Raw genomic sequence first — 23,210 nt, forward strand, 5'->3', positions numbered from 1 at the left:
GCGGATGTGCTCCAAGCGGCAGCTTCACCGGACAACCGGTAGCACCAAGCTTGTGTGAGGGCGGCACCACTACAGTAGTTTACAATGTAAGTGATAAATGCTACAGTGGTTCGGTAACCAGAACCTTTACCATTACAGTGGCTCCTGCATTAATTGTCAATTCACCGGATTCAGCAGTGGTTAGTTCTTGTGATTATACCGACCAGGCAGCATTGGATGCAGTATTTGCCACATGGTTAAGTCAGTTTAATGTTTCCGGAGGTTGTGCGCCAGTAGGTAATTATGGTTCACCAATAGCTCCGCCATTATGTAGCGGAGGAACAACTACGGTAACTTACGTTGTGAATGATTTGTGTTCTTCTCCTGAAGTGACTGAGTCGTTTACTGTGATACCGGCACAAAAACTTGAGATTAACTGCCCAGCAGACAGAACAGTAGCTTGCGGTGAAGATGCTAATTTCATTTTCAATGAATGGAGAAATTCATTTGGTTACACCGGAGGTTGTGCCAATGCAACAGTAACTGACTTATCTCAATTACAATTACCTGAACCTGGAGTACCATTGGTAGTTACATTTACAGTGACTGACAATTGTCAGGTTGTTTCTTGTACCGCCAGATTCATGGTGGCACCATGTGCTAATTGTACGTATACTCAAGGATATTATGGTAATGTGAATGGCGCTGCTTGTACTCCGGAGGGAGAGACTTCAAATGCTAAAACAATCATGATGAATGCGGTTAATAGTGTAGGAGGAACTGTAAACTTTGGTAGTACTGTAACCGGTAATTATTTCACGTTGACAATAGATAATATTACTAGTAATAATATCTTTAAAATGTTGCCGGGAGGTGGTACGCCGAGAGCTTTAGTTGGATTTGCTACTTATGACGATTATTCAACATGGTCAGACAGCAATCCGTTGAGTACTAACAGAGCAAAAAGAGGCGGAATTAACAATGTGTTGTTGAGTCAGACCATGACCTTGTTCTTCAATATGCAATTGAATGGTGAAGATTTAGCAGACTTTAATTTGTCAAGTACTTTTGTAACAGCTGATACTCAAACATGTGGTTCTAGTGTGCCGGTTGCCGGAACTGAACAACTGTTTACCATTCCTCAGGCTGTCATCAATTACTTAAATGCGAATGGTGGAGCTAATGTGGGTAATTTATTAGTATTAGCTAACAGAGCCTTAGGAGGTGAGAGTATCGGAGGTTTAACACCATCTCAGGTGAACCAAGCGGTAGATGCTATCAACAGAGGATTTGACGAATGTAGAGTATTTGTCGGAACTTCAATGCCTTCTACAGAAAGACAAGAAGATGTAAAAACAATTGCTAGCGTTGAAGCCGGTATGGGTGTTAGAATATATCCTAACCCTTATTCTGAGAACTTCAATGTAGTCTTGACGAATGCTAAAACAACTAAAGTGACTATTGCAATTTATGATATGGTAGGTAGACTTATCGAAACCAGAGAAGTTAATCCTGCTGAAACATCAGAAATTAAAATAGGTGAGCGTTATCCGTCAGGAGTTTATAACGTAGTTGTTGGTCAAGGTGATGAAGTAAAAACACTTAAAGTCATCAAAAGATAAAACTTTCCGACTATAATTTAACAAAAAAACCTCTTCATTATGAAGAGGTTTTTTATTTTAAAAGGTATTGCAACCTATTTTGATTCGCTTCTTTTGATGGAAACAATAATTCCGATTAATAACGAGAATGCGATGAAACCTAAGGAGACCCACTCCGGAAATTTATAGTAATGAATAATGAGCATTTTAACGCCAACAAATGTCAATATAGCAATCAAACTATATTCCAAATAGCTGAATTTTTCGAGCATGTTGGCCAAAAAGAAATACATCGACCGAAGTCCCAAGATTGCAAAAATATTAGAGCTAAACACTAAAAAAGGATCAGAGGTAATCGCCAAAATAGCAGGAACACTATCCAATGCAAAAAGCATATCCATTACTTCGATAACAATCAATGCAACAAAAAGTGGTGTTGCTGCAGTGATGTGTCTTCTTTTTACAAAAAAATGTTCCCCATCGGCATGACTCGTAATCGGCATTATTTTTCTTAGATTTCTGTATACAAATGATTTTTTCGGATTGAACTCTTCTTCCTCTCCTTTAAATAACATTTTGAAAGCGGTAAAAATTAAAAATGCTCCGAATAAATAAGTCATCCAAGAGAATTTATTAATCAGAATTACGCCAAAGAAAATCATCAATCCTCTAAAAACAATAGCGCCAATAATTCCCCAAAACAATACCCTGTGCTGGTATTTTTGCGGAATTTTGAATGAAGCAAAAATGACCGCAATCACAAATATATTGTCCACACTCAACGAGAGTTCTATCAAATAACCCGTTATAAACTTCATCGACGCTACCGCTGGCTTAATACCGGTTGGATTGGCAATGTACTCATTGCTGTATAGCCAATTCACTACAATACTGAATATGAATGAAAGTGTAACCCAAATGGCGGTCCACATTCCGGCCTCTTTGGGTTTAATGATGTGTGGATTTTTATTAAAAACACCCAAATCGAGAGCCAGAAAAAGAAAAATAAAGCCAAGAAAAATAATCCAAACGGTCATAATGTATCTATTTAGTTGCTACAAATATAGTGGTTTGTATTTTCAATGCTGTACAATTAACGAGTCCTAAAGAAAATAAATGGACACAAAAAATGTTTAAAATAAAATACCCCTAAAAAAAATAGGGGGTACTTTATTTTTAAAAACAAATATTGCTATATTTGCATCAAAATATTAAGGGTATAATTAAAAAAAAATAATTTTTATGTCAACTTTACGTTTCCAAGCATTAAAAGATGCAGCAGACAGAAAGCCTGTGAAATTTGAAGAAACCGATAAAAAATCGGTTATCTTCGGTTCTAATGTGTTTAATGATAAAGCCATGAGGCAGTTTTTAACTCCCGATGCTTATAAAGGTGTAAAAGATGCCATACAGCATGGAACTAAAATTGACAGAAAGTTAGCCGATTATATTGCCATGGGTATGAAAGAGTGGGCAGTGGCCAAAGGTGTTACACATTATACCCACTGGTTTCAACCCTTGACCGGAACAACTGCAGAAAAGCATGATGCTTTTTTTGAAACTTCCTACGATGGTTCCGACCCGTTAGAAAAATTCGGTGGCGGACAATTGGTACAACAAGAGCCGGACGCTTCTTCTTTCCCGAACGGCGGTATCCGAAATACGTTTGAGGCTCGTGGGTATACGGCTTGGGATCCAACGTCACCGGCGTTTATCTTTGGCACAACCTTATGTATTCCAACGGTATTTATCAGTTATACCGGCGAGGCTTTAGATTATAAAACACCATTATTGCGCGCCTTAAATGCAGTGGATGAAGCCGCGACAGAAGTGTGTAAGTATTTCGATAAAAATGTAAAAAAAGTAACCGCTACTTTAGGTTGGGAGCAAGAGTATTTCTTGGTAGATAGTTCATTGGCCAATTCTCGTCCCGACTTACTGTTAACCGGGCGTACCTTGTTGGGTCATACTTCTGCTAAAGGACAACAATTAGACGATCATTACTTTGGGTCTATCCCGTCTCGTGCCTTAAATTTTATGCGAGAATTAGAGGAAGAGTGTATGTATCTCGGTATTCCGGTAAAAACCCGTCACAATGAAGTGGCGCCTAATCAGTTTGAGTTGGCTCCTATTTTCGAAGAAACAAATTTGGCCGTAGATCACAATTCTTTATTGATGGATGTAATGTCGAAAGTAGCAGAGCGCCATGACTTTAAAGTGTTATTCCACGAAAAACCTTTTAAAGGAGTAAACGGTTCCGGAAAGCACAACAACTGGTCATTGGCTACCGACACCGGTGTCAATTTATTGTCTCCGGGCAAAACACCCATGAGCAATTTGCAATTTTTGTCTTTCTTTATCAATACCATCAAAGCGGTACAAGAATATGAAGAATTATTAAGAGCTTCTATTGCTACGGCCAGCAATGACCACCGATTGGGAGCTAATGAAGCACCTCCGGCCATCATTTCGGTATTCATCGGAGCGCAGTTAACCAAAGTTCTTGAAGAATTGGAAGGTGTTACCAAAGGAAAACTGTCTCCGGAAGAAAAAACCGATTTAAAATTAAATGTAGTAGGTAAAATTCCGGACGTATTGTTAGACAATACCGATCGAAACCGAACCTCTCCGTTTGCTTTTACCGGAAATAAATTTGAATTCCGCGCCGTTGGTTCTTCAGCCAACTGTGCCAATGCCATGACTACCTTAAATTCTATTGTGGCCAAACAATTGAAAGAATTCAAAAAAGAAGTGGACACTTTAATTGAGAAAAAAGATTTAAAGAAAGATGAGGCTATTTTCAACGTGTTGAGAGAATACATCAAACAAACCAAGAATATTCTTTTCGAAGGTGACGGCTATAGTGATGCTTGGGAAAAAGAGGCTAAAAAACGCGGCTTAAGTAATCATAAAACGACTCCGGCTGCTTTAAAAGCGAAGGTTTCTAAAAAAGCATTGGAATTGTTTCACGATTTGAATGTGATGAATCATGTAGAAGTGGAAGCGCGATACGAAATTGAATTGGAAGAATACACCAAAAAAATCCAAATTGAGGGTCGCGTTCTAGGGGATATTGCTCGTAATCACGTGATTCCAACCGCTATCCGTTATCAAAATACGCTTATCGAAAATGTGCGTGGCTTAAAAGAAATCTTTGGTAAAGATTTTGAGAAAATTGCCAAAGAGCAAATTTTCTTAATCAAAGAAATTTCTGCCCATATCGAAGGTATTAATACGAATGTAGAAGCCATGACTGAAGCTCGTAAAAAAGCCAATGCTTTAACCGATGCTCAAAAAATGGCCGAAGCCTATTGCGATAAAGTCAAGCCTTACTTTGAAATTATCCGCGAGCATTGTGATAAATTAGAACTCTTGGTTGACGACGAAATTTGGACATTAACCAAATACAGAGAACTGTTGTTTACCCGATAATTTTTCTGATTCTACAGCTTATACACCCGACAGTTTTTAAAATTGTCGGGTGTTTTTATATTAAAAATGGCGTAACTTCGTTATACTAAATATCTCTAACCCATGTTACGCAAAATCAGTATTCTTTTTATTCTTATTTGCGGTGTAGAATTGTCTGCCCAAGAACAGATTAGTTTCTATTTCGACAGCAATAAATTTGAGCTGAATAAAAAGGAGACGAATAAGTTAAACCAATGGATTTTAACCAATAACAACAATAAAATTGTTGCCATTCATGGGTTTACCGATGAAGACGGTACCACCGGATTCAACGATACCTTGGCCCGCAAAAGAGTCGATTTTGTTTACGGAATTGTCAAAGGTCAAATCAAAATTCGAGACGATTTTAAAACCTTGAGTTTTGGTGAAAAGTTTCAACAGTCGGCCAATAAAGCCGAAAACCGAAAGGTTACCGTCTATTATATTTTAGAAAAAGATATTCTTCGGGAAAATGAGATTTTGGGAATTCAAGAAGAAAAAGCACCGGAAGAAGCCAAGCCCGAAATCAACTATCCCGAAACCTTGGTTTTTGAAAATCCCAACGGCACCAAGTCAGAGTTTAAACTCGATCGTGCGTTTATGAACAAAGTCGGTCATGCACAACCCGGGGAAAAACTCAAAATTGACAACCTCAATTTTATCGTGAATACTTTTGCGGTTGTCCCCGAATCCCGTGGAAAAATGTATGAACTGCTATTGGTATTGCAAAACAATCCGCAATTGAAAATAGAAATTCACGGCCATTTGTGTTGCATGCCTACTGATCGCCTCGATTTGTCTACGCAACGGGCTAAGGCCATTTATAATTTTTTGGTGGCCAATCAAATTTATCCGGCGCGTCTTTCCTATAAAGGTTTCGGAAGTACACAGCCCATTTATCCGTTACCCGAGAAAAATGAAGCCGAGCGAGCCGCCAATAGACGTGTGGAAATTTTAATTGTAGCGAATTAGCATGAAAAAAATCGCGGTTATATGGATTTTATTGCTGCCGCTTTTGGGATTTTCTCAAAAGCAGTTTGTAGTTTTTTTCGATTTCAACAAAGATTTTCCCAATCCGAGTTCGATACTCGAGCTCAATCAATGGATAGCCAACCATAGAAACATTGAAATTACCAAATTGCAAGGGTTTTGCGATAGTATCGATACCAAAGATTACAACAGGAAGTTGGCCGAACGACGCATCGAAAGTGTGCGCGAACTTTTGGAAAAAAGTGGTTTGAAATTCAGTCAAGTATTAGAAAAAGTAGCGTTCGGAAAAGAATTTAAGCAATCTAAAGTCCAAGCCGAGAACCGAAAAGTCACCATTTTTTACACTGAAGCAGCGCCCGTAGTTCCCGAAAACGAATTGATTAAAAAGATAAAGGAATCCAAAGTAGGCGAGACCATCAAGTTACCTAACCTATACTTTTTTAATAATTCGGCGCGAATTGTGCCTAAATCAGAAACTACCTTGTATGATTTGCTCTGTGCGCTCGAGGAAAATCCAAACATCAAAATCGAAATCCAAGGTCATATTTGTTGCCAAACGGTGGAAGACAGAAATGACGTTTCTACGGCAAGAGCGCGAGCGATTTACAATTATTTGCTGCGCAATAAAATCGACAGAAAGCGAATGAAATTCAAAGGCTATGGCGTTTCACGTCCGATTCATCGTATTCCCGAACGAACCGAGGCGGAAGCGGATGAAAACCGCCGTGTCGAAATTTTGATAATTGAAAAATGATTTGAGAATCGGAGGATTTGAGAATTTGAAAGTAATATCCATTCAAATAAATGAAATTTCATCTTCAAATCTTCCAATTGACACATTTTCAAATTATCTTTGCGCCACAACAACACAACACTACACAATGAGTTCTGATAACAGCAAACGCTACAATCTGCGCGGAGTTTCGGCTTCCAAAGAAGATGTGCACAATGCCATCAAAAACATCGATAAAGGATTATTTCCCAAAGCTTTCTGCAAAATTGTTCCGGATTATTTAACCTATGATGAGGATTATTGTTTGATTATGCATGCCGACGGAGCCGGAACCAAGTCGTCTTTGGCGTATCTGTATTGGAAAGAAACCGGGGATATTTCGGTTTGGAAAGGAATCGCGCAAGATGCCCTAATCATGAATATCGACGATTTATTGTGCGTAGGTGCTACTGATAATATTTTGTTATCCTCTACTATCGGAAGAAATAAAAATCTAATTCCGGCCGAAGTCATTTCGGCGATTATCAACGGGACTGAAGAGCTAATCGCAGAGCTTAAGGCATTTGGAGTAACCATCCATTCTACCGGTGGCGAAACCGCCGATGTGGGCGACTTAGTGCGCACCATCATTGTCGATTCTACTGTAACGGCACGCATGAAGCGCAGTGATGTGATTGATAATGCCAACATCCAACCCGGTGATGTGATTGTGGGTTTGGCTTCTTTCGGTCAGGCTCAATACGAAAAAAGTTACAACGGTGGTATGGGAAGTAATGGATTAACTTCGGCGCGTCATGATGTTTTTGCGAAATATTTGGCCCAAAAATATCCGGAGAGTTTTGATGCGGCTGTACCGACCGAGTTAGTATATTCGGGAACTACTAAATTAACCGATAGCGTGGAAGGTTCCCCTATCGATGCCGGGAAATTAGTGTTGTCGCCTACCCGAACCTATGCGCCGATTATCAAAGCTATTTTAGATAAATATACCCCAAAAGACATCCATGGCATGGTACATTGCAGTGGTGGTGCGCAAACTAAAGTGCTGCATTTTGTCGACAATGTTCATGTGATTAAAGATAACTTGTTTCCGGTACCGCCGTTGTTCAAATTGATTCAAGAAAATTCCAAAACCGATTGGAAAGAAATGTACCAGGTATTCAATTGTGGACATCGCATGGAATTATATGTACCGCAGGAAATAGCCACTGATATTATAAGTATTTCAGAGTCCTTTGGTGTCTCAGCCAAAATTGTTGGAAGGGTAGCGGCTTCTGAAAATAAAAAACTCACCATAAAAAGTGAGTTTGGAACCTTTGAATATTAAAAGTAGGTTATGACAATCCATCTCAAAAACGGTATCGAAAAGTTACTTTTCGGAATGCAACAAAACCATGTGGAGGCTATTTACGGCAAACCCGATAAACAGTATAAGGATGAAGATGGGAATGTGATAGTAATGTACAACACGTTCCAATGGAGTTTGACTTTTTATGCCGATGAAGATTTTCGTTTAGGCTATATCAGTTGTTCGAACCCTGAAGTGACTATTTTAGAGCAGCAAGTAATGGGAAGAAAGACTGAAGAAGTGAAACAATCATTGCCTTTTAAAGCCTGGTCTGTTGAAGATTTTGACTCTTTTGAAAATCATTTCAACGAAAGCAATTGGCTTATCTTACAATCAGAGTACGGAGTAGTTATTCGAGTAGAAATCGGAGCCATTATCAAAGACAACGACGAATTTGACTGGAAGTTTAAAGCCTAAATAATCTCGGCACTCAAACCGGCTTCCAATAATTGGGTGCATTGTGGTTTGAGTTCATCATAAGCACCTGTTTTTACGGTACATTTTCCTTTATAATGTACAATTATAGCACATTGCTCGGCTTGTTCGGCAGTGTGTTGGCATACGCGAATTAAGGTGTCAATTACATGATCAAAAGTATTTACATCGTCATTGTACAACACAATTTCGTTGTTGGTACCCACTAATTCTTCTACTAATACGTCTTCTTGTACTTTTTCTATCGTGTTCATGTATTCGGTTTCGAGTTTAAGGTTTCGGTTCGATTGGCTAAACTAGGAACGTTCTGTTAATAACGGTATTTCAGAGAAACCCAATTGTTTTTTTCGAATTGCTTAACAAAAGTCAATCCTTTTTCGGTACAAGACGTGTCAATAAAAGGAATGTCTTCAGTGTAAAATCCACTCAACAACAGGATACCATTTGGGTTCAAACAATCCACATATTGTTGCATGTCATTTAATAAAATATTGCGATTGATATTGGCAATAATGAGGTCGTATTTTTTACCTTTCAGTAATTCGGCATCACCTTCGTACACGGTTATTTCTTGGCAATTATTGCGTTCGGCATTTTCGATGGAATTCAAATAACACCAGTTGTCAATGTCAATGGCATCAATAGGTTTGGCGCCTTTCATTTCGGCTAAAATGGCTAAAATAGCTGTGCCGCAGCCCATGTCTAAGGTTTTCATTCCGGTAACATCGGTTTCTAACAAGTGCTGAATCATCATGTGTGTAGTTTCGTGATGACCGGTACCGAAACTCATTTTCGGTTCAATCACAATATCAAACTCGGCGTTGGTTTTAGGATGAAAAGGCGCACGGACGTGGCACTTGCCGTCCACATCAATGGGTTCAAAGTTTTTTTCCCATTCTTCGTTCCAATTCACTTGATCGATTTCTTCAATAGTGAATGAAATGGTAAACTCGGGAGAAGTTAACAGAAAAATGTCATCAAGAATATCTTCAGTCCAAAGATCTTTCTGAATGTAGGCACTAAAACCATTATCGGTTTCAATAAAACTTTCAAACGGTTTTTCACCCAATTCTGCGATTAAGATTTCCGAACCCAATTGCTTCGCCTGTTCGCGATTGCTCGGGTCTTTGGGTTCCACCGAAAAATGATACCCTAAATAGCTATTTGACATGATTCACTTTTTTGCAAAGGTAACTATCAACGCCATTTGTGTAAAGTCATTTGCTAAAAACTTTTAATCCGTTTTTACGATGGCCTTCAAGCTGGCATTAGGGAATTCATCGGGTGAAACAGTAAAGATCATTAGTTTGCGGTACCTTTTATTATCGGCATCATACAAGTACGTAATGGTGTTTTCTTTAGCGTTGTACGTTAATTTGGCTCTCATATATTTGGAACGAATGAGCCAAGTACCTTCATTTTCACTGGTTTGTGCAAACTCATATATCGAGCCGTGATGCAACCGAGCGACACCGTTATCAATCATACTGATTACAATGTAACCGTTGGTTTTAGAACCGATTTCCCGAATGTCAATCACCGTGTTTTCGTATTCGGTTTCAATCATTTCGTATTTTTCATGCTCAGCACTCCAAACATAGTACTTTCTGGAATCAGACTGGAATCGCTTTTGGGTATCAATTTGAGCCAATACGGTACCACTAATGGATAGAAAAAGAAACAGCAAAAGTTTTGTTTTCATTGTTTTGTGTGATTTAGGGTGCCGTAAAAATAGAAACATAATCGATTAAATGCAAATAAAACCGATTAAATACATTAAAATAATTTTAAATATAAAAAAAACCTTTCATTTTATTGAAAGGTTTATGTTTAAAAGAGGTAGGCTGTATTATATAGCGCTGACGATAGCGGCAAAGTCATCGGCTTTCAGTGCGGCACCACCAATGAGTCCACCGTCAACATCGGGTTTAGAAAAAATTTCTTTGGCATTCTCCGGTTTCACGCTACCACCGTACAAAATTGAGACATTTTCGGCAATATCGCTACCGTATCTTTTACGAATGGTTTCACGAATAAATTCGTGCATTTCCTGAGCTTGTTCTGGCGTAGCAGTTTCTCCGGTTCCAATGGCCCATACGGGTTCGTAGGCCAAAACAATTTGTTCCCAATCGCGGTTTTCAATATGAAAAAGGCCATCGCGTAATTGGTTTTCCACTACATTAAAGTGTTGTTTGTTTTGTCGGTCTTTTAATTCCTCTCCAAAACAAAAAATAACGTTCATATCGTGTTTGAGTGCGGTGGTTACTTTTTGAGCCAGGATAGTATCCGTTTCATGAAAATAAGCTCTTCTTTCGGAGTGACCTAGAATCACAATATTAACTCCAACGCTTTTCAGCATATCGGCAGAGATTTCACCGGTGTAGGCACCGCTTTCATTTTGATGCATGTTTTGTGCGGCCACGCCTATATTGGTAAACTCCAAATGGTCGACAGCAGAAGCCAAATTGATGAATGTTGGCGCCACTATGATTTGTGCTTCCACATCGTTGGGTAGTTTGTCAATTAATTCATTCAATAAATCTTCGGTCTCTTCGGCATTTTTGTGCATTTTCCAATTACCGGCAACAATCTTTTGTCTCATTATTCTAACGTTTTTAGGGTGGCATTGATTTGATCGAAATCAGTTTCGATAGCTCTGTACGTAATTATTTTTCCTTTTTTATCTAAGATAATGTATCTCGGAATCCAATCTAAGTCGATTGATTTTCCGAATGCTCCTTTCATACCATCGGTTGCCCAGTAATGTGCTCCTTTCAATTCGTGTTTGGCAATACCGTTTTTCCATTTATCAAAAGCTTTGTCCATGGAGATAAAAACATAGTCCACTTTTGGGTGATTGGCTTGCATGTCTTTTACTTTGGGCATGGCTTTCACACAATCGCTGCACCAAGAAGCCCAAACTTCTATGACGGTCGTTTTTCCTTTGTGTTGGGCTAAAATCTCTTTAAAAGTTATTTGTGTGCTGTCGGACGTTATGAGTTTTTGACTTAAACTCTCTTTGGAAAATTCTGTTTTTTGTTTGTTAGTGAAAGCAAACACTGCGACTACAGCAATAATTATAAAAAGTACTTTTTTCATTTTCAGTCAGTTATTTGGTTAAAGCGACGCATTCGTTTTGGTCTTGCTTTTTGATCGGCTTCGGTTGGAGTCCTTCAGATAAAAAAGCTTATGATTTCTCCGTTTTCGCTCTTTTCGTTCTTTTCTTTTTTTGTTATCATACATGTATTTCAAAATCAGAATAACCCCAAGGATGGAAAGGAAGGTCAGGGCACTTCCGATTAGAATGTAAATAGTGTTTCCCAGAGGCGGATCTTCTAGGGTAGAAACGTGATTCAGCACAAAGTAGCCCAAAACAAAAACAATAATGCAAAGACCAATACCGATGAGGCCTCTTTCATTTACTCTTCGGGACATTATATATTTTATCATACAGTAAATATTAAAATTATTTACGAAACAGTTTTTAGTCGATTAATTCACTTCAGCAAAGCAACCTTTTTATAAAAACACCTGACAAACCAATCAGTATTTAAAATGGAATTCCGGCAATTTTAGTTTCATCGGGGCTCATGGTAATCAAATAATTCCCAATACCATGAACAGCAATGCCATAAAAATATTAAAATAAATCGAAGCTTTTTTTACAATATTAACTTCAATCTTAAAATGAACTTACTTTTTTAATTCAGAGTAGGTCTTATGAATTAGTTTCTCATAATCTACCGGGTCAAATTTGTTGTCGTTAATTCCCCAATAGTATTTGTATTCATTACCGTTCCACAAATATTTCACACCCGGTGTATCTTTGCCCGAACCCAAGACTTTCCAAAACGGAATTACCTCTATAATCTTGTACGGATATTCGGCTCCGGCTTCTTTGAAGAAGGCCGGAATTAAATCGGCTTCTTCATTCATAAAAATAATAGAGATTTCCGGAAAGTTTTTATTTTTCTTTTTGAGTTCGGTAAGTTCTTTGGCAGCCACTCGGCAATGATCACAGCCCGGCACAAAAAAACAAAGTGTTTTTCGACCTTTGTCAATATGAGAGAAATAGGAAGCATACCCCGATTTTTTCGGAGCGGGTTCAGTAGGTTCCGCTTTCACTTCCACCGCTTTTTCGATTTCTTTTTTTGCTGTGTCTATAGTAGGTTTTTCAACCTCTTGTGGTAGGGTTACCGGGGCCGTTTCGGTAGTGTCTGCTACTGTTTCTTCAGGTGTTGAAACCGAAAAATCAGATTCCACCGGTTGGATAGGAGCCAACATAAAAAGCATCAATATAGCCGCGAAAGTTGTGGTGGTAAGGACCCAAAAGTTATCGTGTCTTTCGTTGGATTTCGGCATAATGATGACCAACCAAATCAATAAAATGATAGCAACTACGTTTTTGACGATAGCCTCTATAGGAGTCATTGGTAATAGGCTTCCAAAGCACCCGCAGTTCCCCGAATTGCCACCGTTTTGAATGGTTTCAATCATTAAATGCGTGGTAAAAACTGCCAACAATAAAATCGTGGCCGGGATGACGATGCTTCGTAAAAAGTTTTTTTGCAGAATTAAAATACCCAAAGCGAATTCAATTCCGATTAAGATTCTGGAAAAGAAAGGGGCAAATCCTTCTGAGAACCCCATCGGGTACAATTGTTTTACTTCAAAAGTGGAAATCGCAAAGTAAGGCGACGGATATAACTTGGCTACTGCCGAAAGTAAGAAAAGAATAGCAATGATCCATCGTATTCCCCAAGCAATGTTGTTTTTTGAATTCATAGTGTTATAATTTGGTGCGTATAGTTATTGTCCGAAACCCATCAAAATTAAGGCAAAGACCGAATAGTTTATCATGTCTTGATAGTTGGCATCGATGCCTTCCGAAACCAGGGTTTTTCCCTGATTGTCTTCAATTTGTTTGACCCGCAAAAGTTTTTGTAAAATCAAATCGGTGAGCGAACTTACACGCATGTCTCGCCAAGCTTCCCCATAATCGTGGTTTTTGGCTTCCATAAGCGATTTGGTCAGCGCCACTTTGGCATCATATAACTCCGTAGCTTTGGCCACATCCAAATCGGGTTGCTCTACCACGCCCAAATCCAGTTGAATTAAAGCCATAATGCAATAGTTAATAATCCCAATAAATTCTCCGGTTTCATCTTCATCCACTTTGCGGATTTCATTTTGCTGTAAGCTGCGAATGCGTTGTGCTTTGATAAAAATTTGATCGGTAAGCGACGGTAATCGCAAAATGCGCCAAGCACTACCGTAGTCTTTCATTTTATTGATGTAAAGTTGTCTGCAAATTGCAATAACCTTATCATATTCTTGAGCAGTTTTACTCATTTCAGTGTATCTTTGTGTCAATTTTTTAAAAGGATATCTTCCAAAAAGAGAAGGTACCGTGTCAAAAGTAAAGAATAAAGATTGAAGTTCAAAGGACTTCATCTTATAACTAACTTAATTTGTGATGACCATTAACTGTCGCGGAAAATTAATCGATTTGTCGTTGCCCAAAGTCATGGGGATACTGAATGTGACACCCGATTCTTTTTTTGACGGTGGAACATACAATAACGAAAAAGCCATACTCCAACGTGTCGAAAGTATGCTGGCAGTCGGTGCAACTTTTATCGATATTGGTGCGTATTCGAGTAAGCCCAAGGCCGATTTTGTTTCGGAGGAAGCCGAAATCGAAAGATTATTACCCATCGTAAAATTGGTGTTACAGCACTTCCCTGAAGCCTTACTTTCTGTGGATACTTTTCGTGCTGCGGTGGCCCAACAAGCCTTAGATTATGGCGCTTGTATGATTAATGATATTTCAGCCGGACATTTAGACGATACCATGTTGTCCACGGTCGCGGCCTATCAGGTACCTTACATTATGATGCACATGCGAGGAACCCCGCAAACCATGCAGCAGTTCACAACCTATGATGATATCCTGAAAGAGATGTTGTTTTATTTTTCCGAGAGAATTGCGACAGCCAGACGTTTTGGTATCAACGATTTGATAATTGATCCCGGATTCGGATTTGCCAAAACCACCGCGCAAAATTTTGAAGTGATGCATAATCTCGAACTATTTCAAAACCTTCATTTGCCTATGTTGGTGGGTGTTTCGAGAAAGTCCATGATTTACAAAACGTTACACGGAACCCCCGATTCGGCACTTAACGGCACTACCTTTCTCAATGCCGTTGCGTTGCAAAAAGGGGCACAAATTCTCCGTGTGCATGATGTGAAAGAAGCAGTAGAATGTGTTACTTTGTTCCAAGAATTATCCCGAAACTTCGAAGCCCAAACAGAAATCCCAAATTGATTATGAAGAATATTGCCTTACTACTAATTACAATGCTGTTCCTTTCTTGTGGTGACGATAAGGAAGTACTATTGCCGGTAGCCAAAGAGACTTTGGTGGCGGATGTTAAAGACCATTCGCCGATTTATTTCTTTTTTAAATTAGAAGAAAAAGATACCATAGTCGATGTAAACCGAAACAACTCCATCAGTTCCACCAACTGGTTGTTTAACATCGACAAGCGATTGCCGTTGCGCAAAGTTATTTTGGAGGTTAAAAAACTACAAAACAAAAAAGAAGGCAGTGCCCACAAAAATACCCTTTCTGAAAATTATTTTACGTACACCGACACCGTGAAAAAGAGCTTGGCTTTTATGCCGTTTACCAAAGTTCATTTCAAATTGGAAAAACCCGATTTTAACATCGTATATTTTCATTTGGATCGAAATGACTTGGTGCATTTTAACGAATTGGTTTTTGCTAAAAGTCAGCTACAGGAATTCATCAATAAGTTACCCAAACAAAGCCGAATTTATTTTTCTTTTGACAAAGGCATGTCTTTCGGAAAATACATCGAATGGACTTTCTTTGTGAAGCAACTCGATTACAAGGAAAACAGCATCAAAGTCAACGAAAAAAGAGTCTACATTTATTGATGATGGTAAGGTTCGTTGCGCAATATGGTGAAGCCGCGATACAATTGTTCGATAAAAAATAAGCGCACCATTTGATGTGAAAAGGTCATAGCGGATAGCGAAATTTTGCCTTGCGCTTTTTGATACACCGCTTCGCTAAATCCATACGGTCCGCCAATCACAAAGACCAAGGTTTTGATGCCTGAATTCATCTTTTTTTGCAAATAATCCGAAAAGCCTACACTTGAAAAAGTTTTGCCGTTTTCATCCAACAGAACCAACTGGTCTGTTGGTGTTAACTTGGCCAAAATCAATTCGCCTTCTTTTTCTTTTTGTTGGGCTTCCGATAGATTCTTGACGTTCTTGATATCGGGAATGAGTTCTAAATCAAATTTGATATAAAACGACAATCGCTTGGTATAATCGTCAATCAGCGTTTGTAATGCTTTGTTGTCAGTTTTGCCTATGGTGATTAATTTGATGTTCATAGCGACTTATTTATTCCAAATTTTCCATGCTTTTTCGGCTTGTAAAACCAACATTTCATAACCGTTTTTGACAATTGCACCATGTTGTTTGGCCTTTTTCAAAAAAACGGTTTCCTCGGGATTGTAAATCAAATCGAAAGCAATGTGTTTGTCCGTGAAATAGTCATACGGAATAGGAGGAAAGGCTTTCGTATCGGGACTGGTACCCAACGGTGTGCAGTTGATGATAATGTGGTAATTGTCGAAAGTAGTGGCATTGATCCGATTGTAATCCATATGACCTTCTCCGGCATTTCGGGAAACAAAAGTGTACAAAATACCGAGTTCATCTAACGCAAACGCCACCGCTTTGGCCGCGCCTCCGGTACCCAATAGCAGTGCTTTTCGATGATGCGATTGCAACAAAGGTTGTAACGATTTCATAAAGCCGTAGTAATCCGAATTATAGCCTTTCAGCTTTCCGTTTTTAGTAAAGCGAATGACATTGACCGCCCCGATTTGGGCCGCTTTTTTGGAAAGTTTATCCAAGTAGGGAATGACCGATTCTTTGTACGGAATCGTGACATTTACTCCTTTTAAGTTGGGATGATGCGCTACGATTTCGGGAAATTCTTCGATAGAAGCGATGTCAAAGTTCTCATAAGTGCAATCGGTAAGTGCACCCGAAGCAAACTTTTCGGTAAAGTATTTTTTGGAAAACGAATAGGAAATGTTTTTTCCAATCAGTCCGAATTGTCGTGTCGACATTTATTCCGGTTTTGTGTGTTTGGCAATATATTCCTGTACTGATGGTCGTTCCCACACCATCGGAAACAATTCTTCCAATACGGTTTGGTGTTTCGAATTCAAACGCAAGGCGTTGTTCAGGTGAAAGTTTCCTTTTTCGGTTTCGTTGAGCATTAAGTGCAATCCGGCCATACGGTATTCTACCTCGGCTTCCTCCGGAAAATATTCGGAGGCCTGCATTAAGGTTAAAATAGCGTTGTTGTATTCGCCCATGTTTTGCATCATGTCGACCCAAAACAACCAAGTGTCTAATTGGTAATCGCCAAACTCCACGGCTTTTCGGTAGCCGAACTCGGCTTCTTCAAACAGCTTCATGGCCTTATTGATGGAGGCAAAACGCTTCCAATACAAACGGTTTTGGTCGTCTATAGCCAACGCTTTATTGACATAAAACAAGGCTTTTTGGTAATTTTTTTGACGTACATAAAAATCGGTAATGGCAATCCAACCTTTGTCTAACAGCGGATCTTCGTGTACCGTTTTATTGAAAAATTTTAAAGCTTCGGCTTTGTTACCCAATTTTTCATGACATTTTCCGATGCGCAACAGCGCGTAAGAAGTTGGATCGTCCAACTCGATAGTTCGGTTATAGCTTTCAATAGCTTCCTCATATCTTTTTAAGCGCTCTAACGATTTTCCTTTTTCGAGATAGGCTCCGATGAATTCATCATCAATATAGGTGGCAAACTCAAAAGCACGCACGGCATTTTCATAATCTTTCACGCCATAATATAAGCGTCCCGATTGATGCCAGGCGATTTCGCTGTACGGATTTCGATCGATGTAGGTTTTAAGGTATTCGATAGCTTCTAAATTTTGGTCTAAAAATTCAAAGCAATATACCACGTTGTATAGGGCGGATTGGTCTTCAAAGTCTTCTTCCAAACATTTGATAAAGTTTTCTTTGGCCAACTCTAAATTGTCCATAAAAAGATATTCCATGCCGATTAAGTTATACACATCGGCATAGTCTTCCGTATACAAAAGGGCCGTTTGCAATAACTCAACGGCTTTTTCGTGATGGTCTCTTTTGGAGTAAATATTGGCTTTTTGGATAAAAATTTCCTCGTTGGTCGGTTCGATGGCGTACAATTCGTTTAATAATTTCTCGGCCTGATCCAATTTGTCTTCATACACCAACATTTCTACTTGCACTAATTTTAATCCGGTAGATTTCGGGTGTTGCTCCAGTCCTAATTTCAAGGCTTTTTTGGCCAAATTAGCTTTCCCTATGTCGAGATAATGCAGTATGATTTCCTCGAATTCCTCTGAATCGAAAAATAAAACTTTGTTGGTTTTTAACATCGATTCAAATTTCGCTAAGGATAAGTTGTAATCTTCTTCGTCGTGATCCAGGTGCATAACAGTAGGGTTTAAAATTATCCTTAATAAAATTAGGCAAACACAATTCTTTTTTTATTTCGGGCAGGTATTGTTGTAAACAATTTAATTAACAATTTTTTTGGTTTTGAATCCGAATAGAATTCGGAATTCTAACCGGCCATTATTTCATTCATCGCTTCGATGATAATACCACAACCCTCTCTGATTTCGGCTTCGGAAATCGTAAGCGGAGGCGTGATTCGGATGGCGCAACCTTCAAACAAGAGCCAGAATAAAATCAATCCTTTTTCTTGGCATTTGAAAATCACTTGATTGGTGATTTCCGGATTCTCGGTCATGGCGGCCAGCATTAAGCCTCGCCCTCTTACTTCGGTTATCAAAGGATGTACCAAAAGCTCTCTAAATAACTTTTCTTTTGCTAAAGATTGCTGGGCATAATCTTTTTCTAAGATTTCTTCTAAGGTAGCCAAACACGCAGCGGCAATTACCGGATGTCCGCCAAATGTGGTAATATGACCTAATTTCGGGTCATGACTCAACAAATCCATGTGTTGCGCATTGGCAATAAAACCGCCTACGGGCATACCGCCGGCCATTCCTTTACCTATAATAACTACGTCGGGAACCACATTATAGTTTTCAAAACCGAATAATTTTCCGGTGCGACCAAAACCCGGCTGGATTTCATCGATAATCATTAAAGCCCCGACTTCTTCACACCTTTTTTTAACCTTTGCCAAAAAGTCATGTTGCGGTTCGATAAAACCGGCACCGCCCTGAATGCTTTCTAAAATGATACCCGCGGTTTTAGTGGTAATTTTTTCCAAATCGGCTTCGTTGTTAAATGTGATAAAATCCACATCGGGAATCAACGGGCGAAAGATTTGTTTGCGCTCTTCAAAACCCATAACGCTCATCGAGCCCATAGTATTGCCGTGATAGGCGTAGTGACAGGAAATGAGTTGACTTCGGCCGGTCACACGACGTACCAATTTCAAAGCACCTTCGGTAGCCTCGGTTCCCGAGTTCACTAAATATACTTTGTTCAAACTAGGCGGGAGATTTTCGACCAACAATTTACAGTAGGCTACGGCAGGATGCTGCGCATATTCGCCATACACCATTACGTGAGAATACCGATGCAATTGGTCGATAATGGCTTGATTGACTTTAGGGTGTTGATGGCCTAAACTACAAGCCGAAACACCGGCTACAAAATCTAAGTATTTTTTGTTTTGGGTATCGTAAATATAAGAACCTTTGGCATGAGATACTTCCATACCTAACGGATAAGGTGACGTTTGCGCTTGGTATTTTAAGAAATCTTCTTTCATCAATGGGTTGTCAGTTGTCGGTTGTCGGTCATGAAATAAATGTTGAAATCTGTTGACATTGACCGAATACGGTGACTATTTTACCTTAGGTTTCGGGTTGTTTTTATCGTATTCCAACGTTTCCTTGGAAGGCTCTAAAGGTTTGTCTTCTTTGGCTTTTTCAGCGTTGCTCTCAGCCTGAATCTTGGCGTCCAATTCGTTTTCTTCCGGCGGAAAAATATCGTCTTTCGATTTGATGCGTTCGTCGCCACGCCAAATGAACCCGCGCAATTTCCTTGCATTTTCGGGCAGTTCGGCTTCCGGATAAATGTCGCCATCGACTTGATTGTAATTGGTAATGGTTTCTATGGTATTCTTATCCAGAATCATATTGATTTTACTGCTCACACTTTTGTTGATACCGATTAATTCTTTTTGGTCATTGCGCATGTAGTAAATGACTTCGGTGTTCTTGATAATATCGACTTCCTTGAGCTTATTGTCTCTGAATTTGCCGTAAAGATTTTGTCCTTTGACCTGATTGTAGCCGGTACTCAGCGTGTCTTTAGAAATGATAAAGGCATTGTTCAACACCTTAAGCGAATCCAATTTTTCTGTTTTTTTGTCGCCTATCAAATGCATGATATCACCGGTCATTTGGTTTTCGTAATTCCAAAGAATCGGATTTTTGATGAGTTTGGTTAAGGCTGTTTTTTGATCCGAATGAATGGAGTCGCATTTCCCGCTCATGTCGGTTTTGTAAAAGCGAACGTTGTTAAAGGCACGTACGATGCGTTCACCCGGTTTTCCGGTGATGAGCATTTTTTTGCCGTGTACATACATCGAATCGTTTTCCACCAAAGTAATGGCTACGGCTCGCTTGGTAATCATCATCGAATCTTTCTCGGTTTTCAGATTGCGAAATATTTCGGCATAATGCCCTTTGATGATGCCTTTGTTGATGGAATCGGTAATTTTTACATTATTGGTGGCCGAAGCAAATTCACGGTTGCGATCGTAATACAAACTGTCGCCTTCAATGCGGCGGTCTTTGTATTTGATATAGGATTTTCGTTTGAAATAGGCCAGGTTTTTTTTGGTATCGTAGAATCCTTTTTCGGTGTAAATGTAATTCTCTTTGCTGGTGATGGTAGACGGCCCAAACAAGTACGAATGCCCCGAATTGGTGTAATAGTCCAAATGATTTGATTTAATCGTGTATTTCGGATTGGTAATAGTTACGGCGGTCAGAAAGCGAAACTTTTTTTCGTTGGCATAGTAACGCCCCGATTTGCTTTTCAAAGTGTTTTCACGATTGGTGATGGTGCCGTACGTATTGTAAAAAGCTTCCTGTGTATTGCGGTCAAAGTTAATGGTGTCGGTCACTAAGGTCGATTCCGGAGAACGCATAATGACATTTCCGGTGGCAAAAGCTTTTTTAACTTCACCATTGTATTCGGCGTATTTACTGTTGAGATAAAGCGTGTCACCTTGCACCATTTGCACGTCGCCAAAGGCTTTGATGTAGTTTTCTTTTTGAAAATAATAAGCTTTATTGCAGGTAAAAACCACGCCTTCATGACTTACCCGAACGTTACCGCGCAACAACAAGGCGTCCGGAATTTCCGTTTGATTGATATCGGCAAAATCAGAATATTCAACTTGGATAGGCGATTTTTTTTGAGCCACTGAAACCAGAGTGGAAAAAAAGACCAGTGTAAAATATAAGTGTAACTTTTTCAAGTGTTTAATTTTATTTTGTAGCATTACTGCCAAAACGGTAATAAGCCTGCAAATTTATGAAATTAGCCTCAATGAACACGGTTATTAAGAATAATTTATACCTTTCTAATTACAATCATTTCTTTATATTTGTCCATAGGTCTTGTCACTCAAACGACAGCTGTTTTTATTATGAAAAAAAGTATTCTAATAGTATTGTGCGCCATTGGTACTCAAAGTACCATAGCCCAAAATAACATCAATGTCCCTATGATCAAAAATACCGTGACCATCAATCAGCCTAAGAAGACTGTTGTGTATCAAGTTTTTACCCGTTTGTTCGGCAATAAAAACACCACTAACAAACCTTGGGGAACTATTGAAGAAAACGGGGTAGGGAAGTTTAACGATTTTACCGATAAAGCCTTGCAGGAAATCAAAAAGCTGGGCGTAACCCACATTTGGTATACCGGAGTGCCGCATCATGATGTGATTCGAGATTACACGAAATACGGCATATCCAACGACGATCCCGATGTGGTAAAAGGACGAGCCGGCTCGCCTTATGCCGTGAAAGACTATTACAATGTGAATCCCGATTTGGCGGTTGACCCGGCCAAGCGTTTGCAGGAATTTGAAGCCTTAATTGCGCGTACCCACAAGAACGGATTGAAAGTGATTATCGATATAGTGCCTAATCATATTGCCCGAAATTATAAAGGATTGACTAATCCGCGTGGTGTGAGAGATTTTGGTGCCGATGATGATACTTCGGTAGAATATGCGCGTAACAATAACTTTTATTACATCCCGGGAAAAGCGTTTGAAGTGCCCACCTCGCCCGATTATAAACCCCTCAATGGGGAACCGAATCCGTTGAGTGACGGAAAGTTTTCCGAGTTTCCGGCCAAATGGACGGGTAATGGTTCTCGTGCGGCCAAACCCGATATCAACGATTGGTACGAAACGGTAAAGGTGAATTACGGGATTCGTCCTGATGGGAGCAAAGATTTTCCGGAATTACCGGCCGGTTATGAAAACAAAGGCTATAAGGAGCATTTCGACTTTTGGAAGGATAAAGACGTGCCGAATTCCTGGAAAAAATTCCGCGACATTGCTTTGTATTGGATTGGCAAAGGGGTCGATGGCTTTCGTTACGATATGGCCGAAATGGTACCCTATGAATTTTGGAGCTACATGAACTCGGCTATCAAAGTGAAAAATCCCGAGGCGTATTTGATGGCCGAAGTCTACAATCCGAAAGAATACCGCAACTATATTAAGTTGGGTAAAATGGATTATTTATATGATAAAGTAGAAACGTACGATCATTTAAAAGCGGTGATACAAGGCAATGCCTTGCCCGATGCCCTTTCGGAAATTCAGGAAAGTATGGCTGATATCGAACATCACATGCTCCATTTTTTAGACAATCACGACGAGCAGCGTTTGGCCAGTCCGGAATTTGCCGGTACACCCGAAAAAGGGAAACCGCTTATGGTGGTTTCGGCAACCATCAGTTCCTCGCCAACGATGATTTATTTCGGACAAGAAGTCGGTGAACCCGGGAATGAAGATGCCGGATTCGGGAAACGCTCTCGCACCAGTATATTCGATTATATCGGTGTGCCACACCACCAACGTTGGATGAATGGCGGTAAGTTTGACGGTGGGCAGTTAACGCCTAAAGAGAAAGAATTACGCGATTTTTATAGTCGTTTGTTAAACTTTACCTTAACGAGTGATGCGATGACCGGAAAGTTTGAGGAAATTCAGTCCTTTAATCGAAGAGAGACCGAAAATTACGATTCGGGTTTGTACTCCTACGTTCGGTATACTCCGAAAGAGAAGCTCATCATTACAGCCAATTTTTCATGGGTTACCTCGAGTACTTTTCAACTGAGAGTGCCGTCGGAGATTTTGAAAAAATGGATGCTGAAATCGGGAGAATATCCCTTAACCGATCAATTGTACGGAAAAAAATATACCATGCGAATTGATGAAAATGGCGTTGGACTGATTAAAATGACGTTGAAACCGAGTGAATCTTTGATTCTGAAATTAGAATACTAAGTA

General features: G+C 39.5%; 23 protein-coding genes. 9 read left to right on the forward strand and 14 right to left on the reverse strand.

Going from position 1 to position 23,210, the window contains the following annotated elements:
• On the forward strand, positions 1-1,601 hold a 1,601-nt coding region (locus QHT84_RS12375), incomplete at its 5' end, for a T9SS type A sorting domain-containing protein (protein WP_283239879.1).
• A 74-nt stretch (positions 1,602-1,675) separates the two neighbouring features.
• On the opposite strand, the gene QHT84_RS12380 is transcribed toward QHT84_RS12375, so the two are convergent.
• On the reverse strand, positions 1,676-2,617 hold the full coding sequence (locus QHT84_RS12380) for a TerC family protein (protein WP_283239880.1): 942 nt from the start codon (positions 2,615-2,617) through the stop codon (positions 1,676-1,678).
• A gap of 205 nt (positions 2,618-2,822) precedes the next feature.
• On the opposite strand from QHT84_RS12380, the gene QHT84_RS12385 reads away from it, so the two are divergent.
• The 5 genes from QHT84_RS12385 to QHT84_RS12405 all read left to right on the forward strand — a co-directional run bounded on the left by QHT84_RS12385 (position 2,823) and on the right by QHT84_RS12405 (position 8,518).
• Entirely contained in the window at positions 2,823-5,012 is a 2,190-nt protein-coding gene (locus tag QHT84_RS12385) for a glutamine synthetase III family protein (protein WP_283239881.1), read from the forward strand.
• A 102-nt stretch (positions 5,013-5,114) separates the two neighbouring features.
• Positions 5,115-6,002, forward strand: coding sequence for an OmpA family protein (locus QHT84_RS12390; protein WP_283239882.1), 888 nt, complete (start codon positions 5,115-5,117; stop codon positions 6,000-6,002).
• A gap of 1 nt (position 6,003) precedes the next feature.
• Positions 6,004-6,774 (forward strand): OmpA family protein, encoded by a 771-nt coding sequence (locus QHT84_RS12395; protein WP_283239883.1) that lies wholly within the window; start codon positions 6,004-6,006, stop codon positions 6,772-6,774.
• A gap of 127 nt (positions 6,775-6,901) precedes the next feature.
• Positions 6,902-8,080, forward strand: a complete 1,179-nt coding sequence (locus QHT84_RS12400; protein WP_283239884.1) for an AIR synthase related protein — start codon at positions 6,902-6,904, stop codon at positions 8,078-8,080.
• Between the two features lie 9 nt (positions 8,081-8,089).
• Complete coding sequence (locus QHT84_RS12405) at positions 8,090-8,518, forward strand: hypothetical protein (protein WP_283239885.1); 429 nt, start codon at positions 8,090-8,092, stop codon at positions 8,516-8,518.
• Here the strand turns inward: QHT84_RS12405 and QHT84_RS12410 are convergent.
• The 8 genes from QHT84_RS12410 to QHT84_RS12445 all read right to left on the reverse strand — a co-directional run bounded on the left by QHT84_RS12410 (position 8,515) and on the right by QHT84_RS12445 (position 13,888).
• A complete protein-coding gene (locus tag QHT84_RS12410; RefSeq protein ID WP_283239886.1) occupies positions 8,515-8,790 on the reverse strand; it encodes an ATP-dependent Clp protease adaptor ClpS in 276 nt (91 codons plus the stop codon). The two genes, QHT84_RS12405 and QHT84_RS12410, sit on opposite strands and share 4 nt — an antisense overlap.
• A gap of 56 nt (positions 8,791-8,846) precedes the next feature.
• On the reverse strand, positions 8,847-9,707 hold the full coding sequence (gene prmA / locus QHT84_RS12415) for a 50S ribosomal protein L11 methyltransferase (protein WP_283239887.1): 861 nt from the start codon (positions 9,705-9,707) through the stop codon (positions 8,847-8,849).
• A 63-nt stretch (positions 9,708-9,770) separates the two neighbouring features.
• Positions 9,771-10,238, reverse strand: coding sequence for a hypothetical protein (locus QHT84_RS12420; RefSeq protein WP_283239888.1), 468 nt, complete (start codon positions 10,236-10,238; stop codon positions 9,771-9,773).
• A gap of 147 nt (positions 10,239-10,385) precedes the next feature.
• Positions 10,386-11,138 carry a triose-phosphate isomerase gene (tpiA, locus tag QHT84_RS12425; protein WP_283239889.1) on the reverse strand — a complete coding sequence of 251 codons (753 nt, stop codon included), beginning with the start codon at positions 11,136-11,138 and terminating at the stop codon, positions 10,386-10,388.
• Positions 11,138-11,635: a TlpA family protein disulfide reductase gene (locus QHT84_RS12430; protein WP_283239890.1), complete on the reverse strand. Its 498-nt coding sequence runs from the start codon at positions 11,633-11,635 to the stop codon at positions 11,138-11,140. The genes tpiA and QHT84_RS12430 overlap by 1 nt, the downstream gene beginning before the upstream one ends.
• Positions 11,636-11,653: 18 nt before the next feature.
• Positions 11,654-11,986, reverse strand: coding sequence for a hypothetical protein (locus tag QHT84_RS12435; RefSeq protein ID WP_283239891.1), 333 nt, complete (start codon positions 11,984-11,986; stop codon positions 11,654-11,656).
• A gap of 243 nt (positions 11,987-12,229) precedes the next feature.
• Positions 12,230-13,321: a MauE/DoxX family redox-associated membrane protein gene (locus tag QHT84_RS12440; protein WP_283239892.1), complete on the reverse strand. Its 1,092-nt coding sequence runs from the start codon at positions 13,319-13,321 to the stop codon at positions 12,230-12,232.
• A gap of 24 nt (positions 13,322-13,345) precedes the next feature.
• The gene (locus QHT84_RS12445) at positions 13,346-13,888 is read right to left on the reverse strand and encodes a DUF1599 domain-containing protein (protein ID WP_283239893.1); all 543 of its coding nucleotides are present in this window, start codon (positions 13,886-13,888) and stop codon (positions 13,346-13,348) included.
• A gap of 124 nt (positions 13,889-14,012) precedes the next feature.
• On the opposite strand from QHT84_RS12445, the gene folP reads away from it, so the two are divergent.
• Both folP and QHT84_RS12455 read left to right on the forward strand, forming a co-directional pair.
• The gene (folP, locus tag QHT84_RS12450) at positions 14,013-14,867 is read left to right on the forward strand and encodes a dihydropteroate synthase (protein WP_283239894.1); all 855 of its coding nucleotides are present in this window, start codon (positions 14,013-14,015) and stop codon (positions 14,865-14,867) included.
• 2 nt (positions 14,868-14,869) lie between these two features.
• Positions 14,870-15,502 (forward strand): hypothetical protein, encoded by a 633-nt coding sequence (locus tag QHT84_RS12455; protein WP_283239895.1) that lies wholly within the window; start codon positions 14,870-14,872, stop codon positions 15,500-15,502.
• On the opposite strand, the gene rlmH is transcribed toward QHT84_RS12455, so the two are convergent.
• The 5 genes from rlmH to QHT84_RS12480 form a co-directional block, all read right to left on the reverse strand.
• Positions 15,496-15,969 (reverse strand): 23S rRNA (pseudouridine(1915)-N(3))-methyltransferase RlmH, encoded by a 474-nt coding sequence (rlmH, locus tag QHT84_RS12460; RefSeq protein ID WP_283239896.1) that lies wholly within the window; start codon positions 15,967-15,969, stop codon positions 15,496-15,498. The genes QHT84_RS12455 and rlmH overlap by 7 nt on opposite strands.
• 6 nt (positions 15,970-15,975) lie before the next feature.
• Entirely contained in the window at positions 15,976-16,716 is a 741-nt protein-coding gene (locus QHT84_RS12465) for a shikimate dehydrogenase family protein (protein ID WP_283239897.1), read from the reverse strand.
• Entirely contained in the window at positions 16,717-18,117 is a 1,401-nt protein-coding gene (locus QHT84_RS12470; protein WP_283239898.1) for a tetratricopeptide repeat protein, read from the reverse strand.
• Positions 18,118-18,248: 131 nt separating this feature from the next.
• Positions 18,249-19,433: an aspartate aminotransferase family protein gene (locus QHT84_RS12475; protein ID WP_283239899.1), complete on the reverse strand. Its 1,185-nt coding sequence runs from the start codon at positions 19,431-19,433 to the stop codon at positions 18,249-18,251.
• 75 nt (positions 19,434-19,508) lie between these two features.
• A complete protein-coding gene (locus QHT84_RS12480; RefSeq protein ID WP_407649247.1) occupies positions 19,509-21,155 on the reverse strand; it encodes an OstA-like protein in 1,647 nt (548 codons plus the stop codon).
• A gap of 171 nt (positions 21,156-21,326) precedes the next feature.
• Here QHT84_RS12480 and QHT84_RS12485 point away from each other — a divergent pair, with 171 nt between their 5' ends.
• Positions 21,327-23,207: an alpha-amylase family protein gene (locus QHT84_RS12485; protein ID WP_407649248.1), complete on the forward strand. Its 1,881-nt coding sequence runs from the start codon at positions 21,327-21,329 to the stop codon at positions 23,205-23,207.
• The last annotated feature ends 3 nt before the right edge of the window (positions 23,208-23,210 follow it).

This window comes from Flavobacterium sedimenticola (assembly GCF_030053345.1).
Classification (GTDB): domain Bacteria; phylum Bacteroidota; class Bacteroidia; order Flavobacteriales; family Flavobacteriaceae; genus Flavobacterium; species Flavobacterium sedimenticola.

Bases quoted from the DNA above. Each gene is read 5' to 3' on its own strand.
- QHT84_RS12380 (WP_283239880.1), bottom strand. From the start codon at position 2,617: ATGACCGTTTGGATTATTTTTCTTGGCTTTATTTTTCTTTTTCTGGCT.
- QHT84_RS12385 (WP_283239881.1), top strand. From the start codon at position 2,823: ATGTCAACTTTACGTTTCCAAGCATTAAAAGATGCAGCAGACAGAAAG.
- QHT84_RS12390 (WP_283239882.1), top strand. From the start codon at position 5,115: ATGTTACGCAAAATCAGTATTCTTTTTATTCTTATTTGCGGTGTAGAA.
- QHT84_RS12395 (WP_283239883.1), top strand. From the start codon at position 6,004: ATGAAAAAAATCGCGGTTATATGGATTTTATTGCTGCCGCTTTTGGGA.
- QHT84_RS12400 (WP_283239884.1), top strand. From the start codon at position 6,902: ATGAGTTCTGATAACAGCAAACGCTACAATCTGCGCGGAGTTTCGGCT.
- QHT84_RS12405 (WP_283239885.1), top strand. From the start codon at position 8,090: ATGACAATCCATCTCAAAAACGGTATCGAAAAGTTACTTTTCGGAATG.
- QHT84_RS12410 (WP_283239886.1), bottom strand. From the start codon at position 8,790: ATGAACACGATAGAAAAAGTACAAGAAGACGTATTAGTAGAAGAATTA.
- prmA (WP_283239887.1), bottom strand. From the start codon at position 9,707: ATGTCAAATAGCTATTTAGGGTATCATTTTTCGGTGGAACCCAAAGAC.
- QHT84_RS12420 (WP_283239888.1), bottom strand. From the start codon at position 10,238: ATGAAAACAAAACTTTTGCTGTTTCTTTTTCTATCCATTAGTGGTACC.
- tpiA (WP_283239889.1), bottom strand. From the start codon at position 11,138: ATGAGACAAAAGATTGTTGCCGGTAATTGGAAAATGCACAAAAATGCC.
- QHT84_RS12430 (WP_283239890.1), bottom strand. From the start codon at position 11,635: ATGAAAAAAGTACTTTTTATAATTATTGCTGTAGTCGCAGTGTTTGCT.
- QHT84_RS12435 (WP_283239891.1), bottom strand. From the start codon at position 11,986: ATGATAAAATATATAATGTCCCGAAGAGTAAATGAAAGAGGCCTCATC.
- QHT84_RS12440 (WP_283239892.1), bottom strand. From the start codon at position 13,321: ATGAATTCAAAAAACAACATTGCTTGGGGAATACGATGGATCATTGCT.
- QHT84_RS12445 (WP_283239893.1), bottom strand. From the start codon at position 13,888: ATGAGTAAAACTGCTCAAGAATATGATAAGGTTATTGCAATTTGCAGA.
- folP (WP_283239894.1), top strand. From the start codon at position 14,013: ATGACCATTAACTGTCGCGGAAAATTAATCGATTTGTCGTTGCCCAAA.
- QHT84_RS12455 (WP_283239895.1), top strand. From the start codon at position 14,870: ATGAAGAATATTGCCTTACTACTAATTACAATGCTGTTCCTTTCTTGT.
- rlmH (WP_283239896.1), bottom strand. From the start codon at position 15,969: ATGAACATCAAATTAATCACCATAGGCAAAACTGACAACAAAGCATTA.
- QHT84_RS12465 (WP_283239897.1), bottom strand. From the start codon at position 16,716: ATGTCGACACGACAATTCGGACTGATTGGAAAAAACATTTCCTATTCG.
- QHT84_RS12470 (WP_283239898.1), bottom strand. From the start codon at position 18,117: ATGCACCTGGATCACGACGAAGAAGATTACAACTTATCCTTAGCGAAA.
- QHT84_RS12475 (WP_283239899.1), bottom strand. From the start codon at position 19,433: ATGAAAGAAGATTTCTTAAAATACCAAGCGCAAACGTCACCTTATCCG.
- QHT84_RS12485 (WP_407649248.1), top strand. From the start codon at position 21,327: ATGAAAAAAAGTATTCTAATAGTATTGTGCGCCATTGGTACTCAAAGT.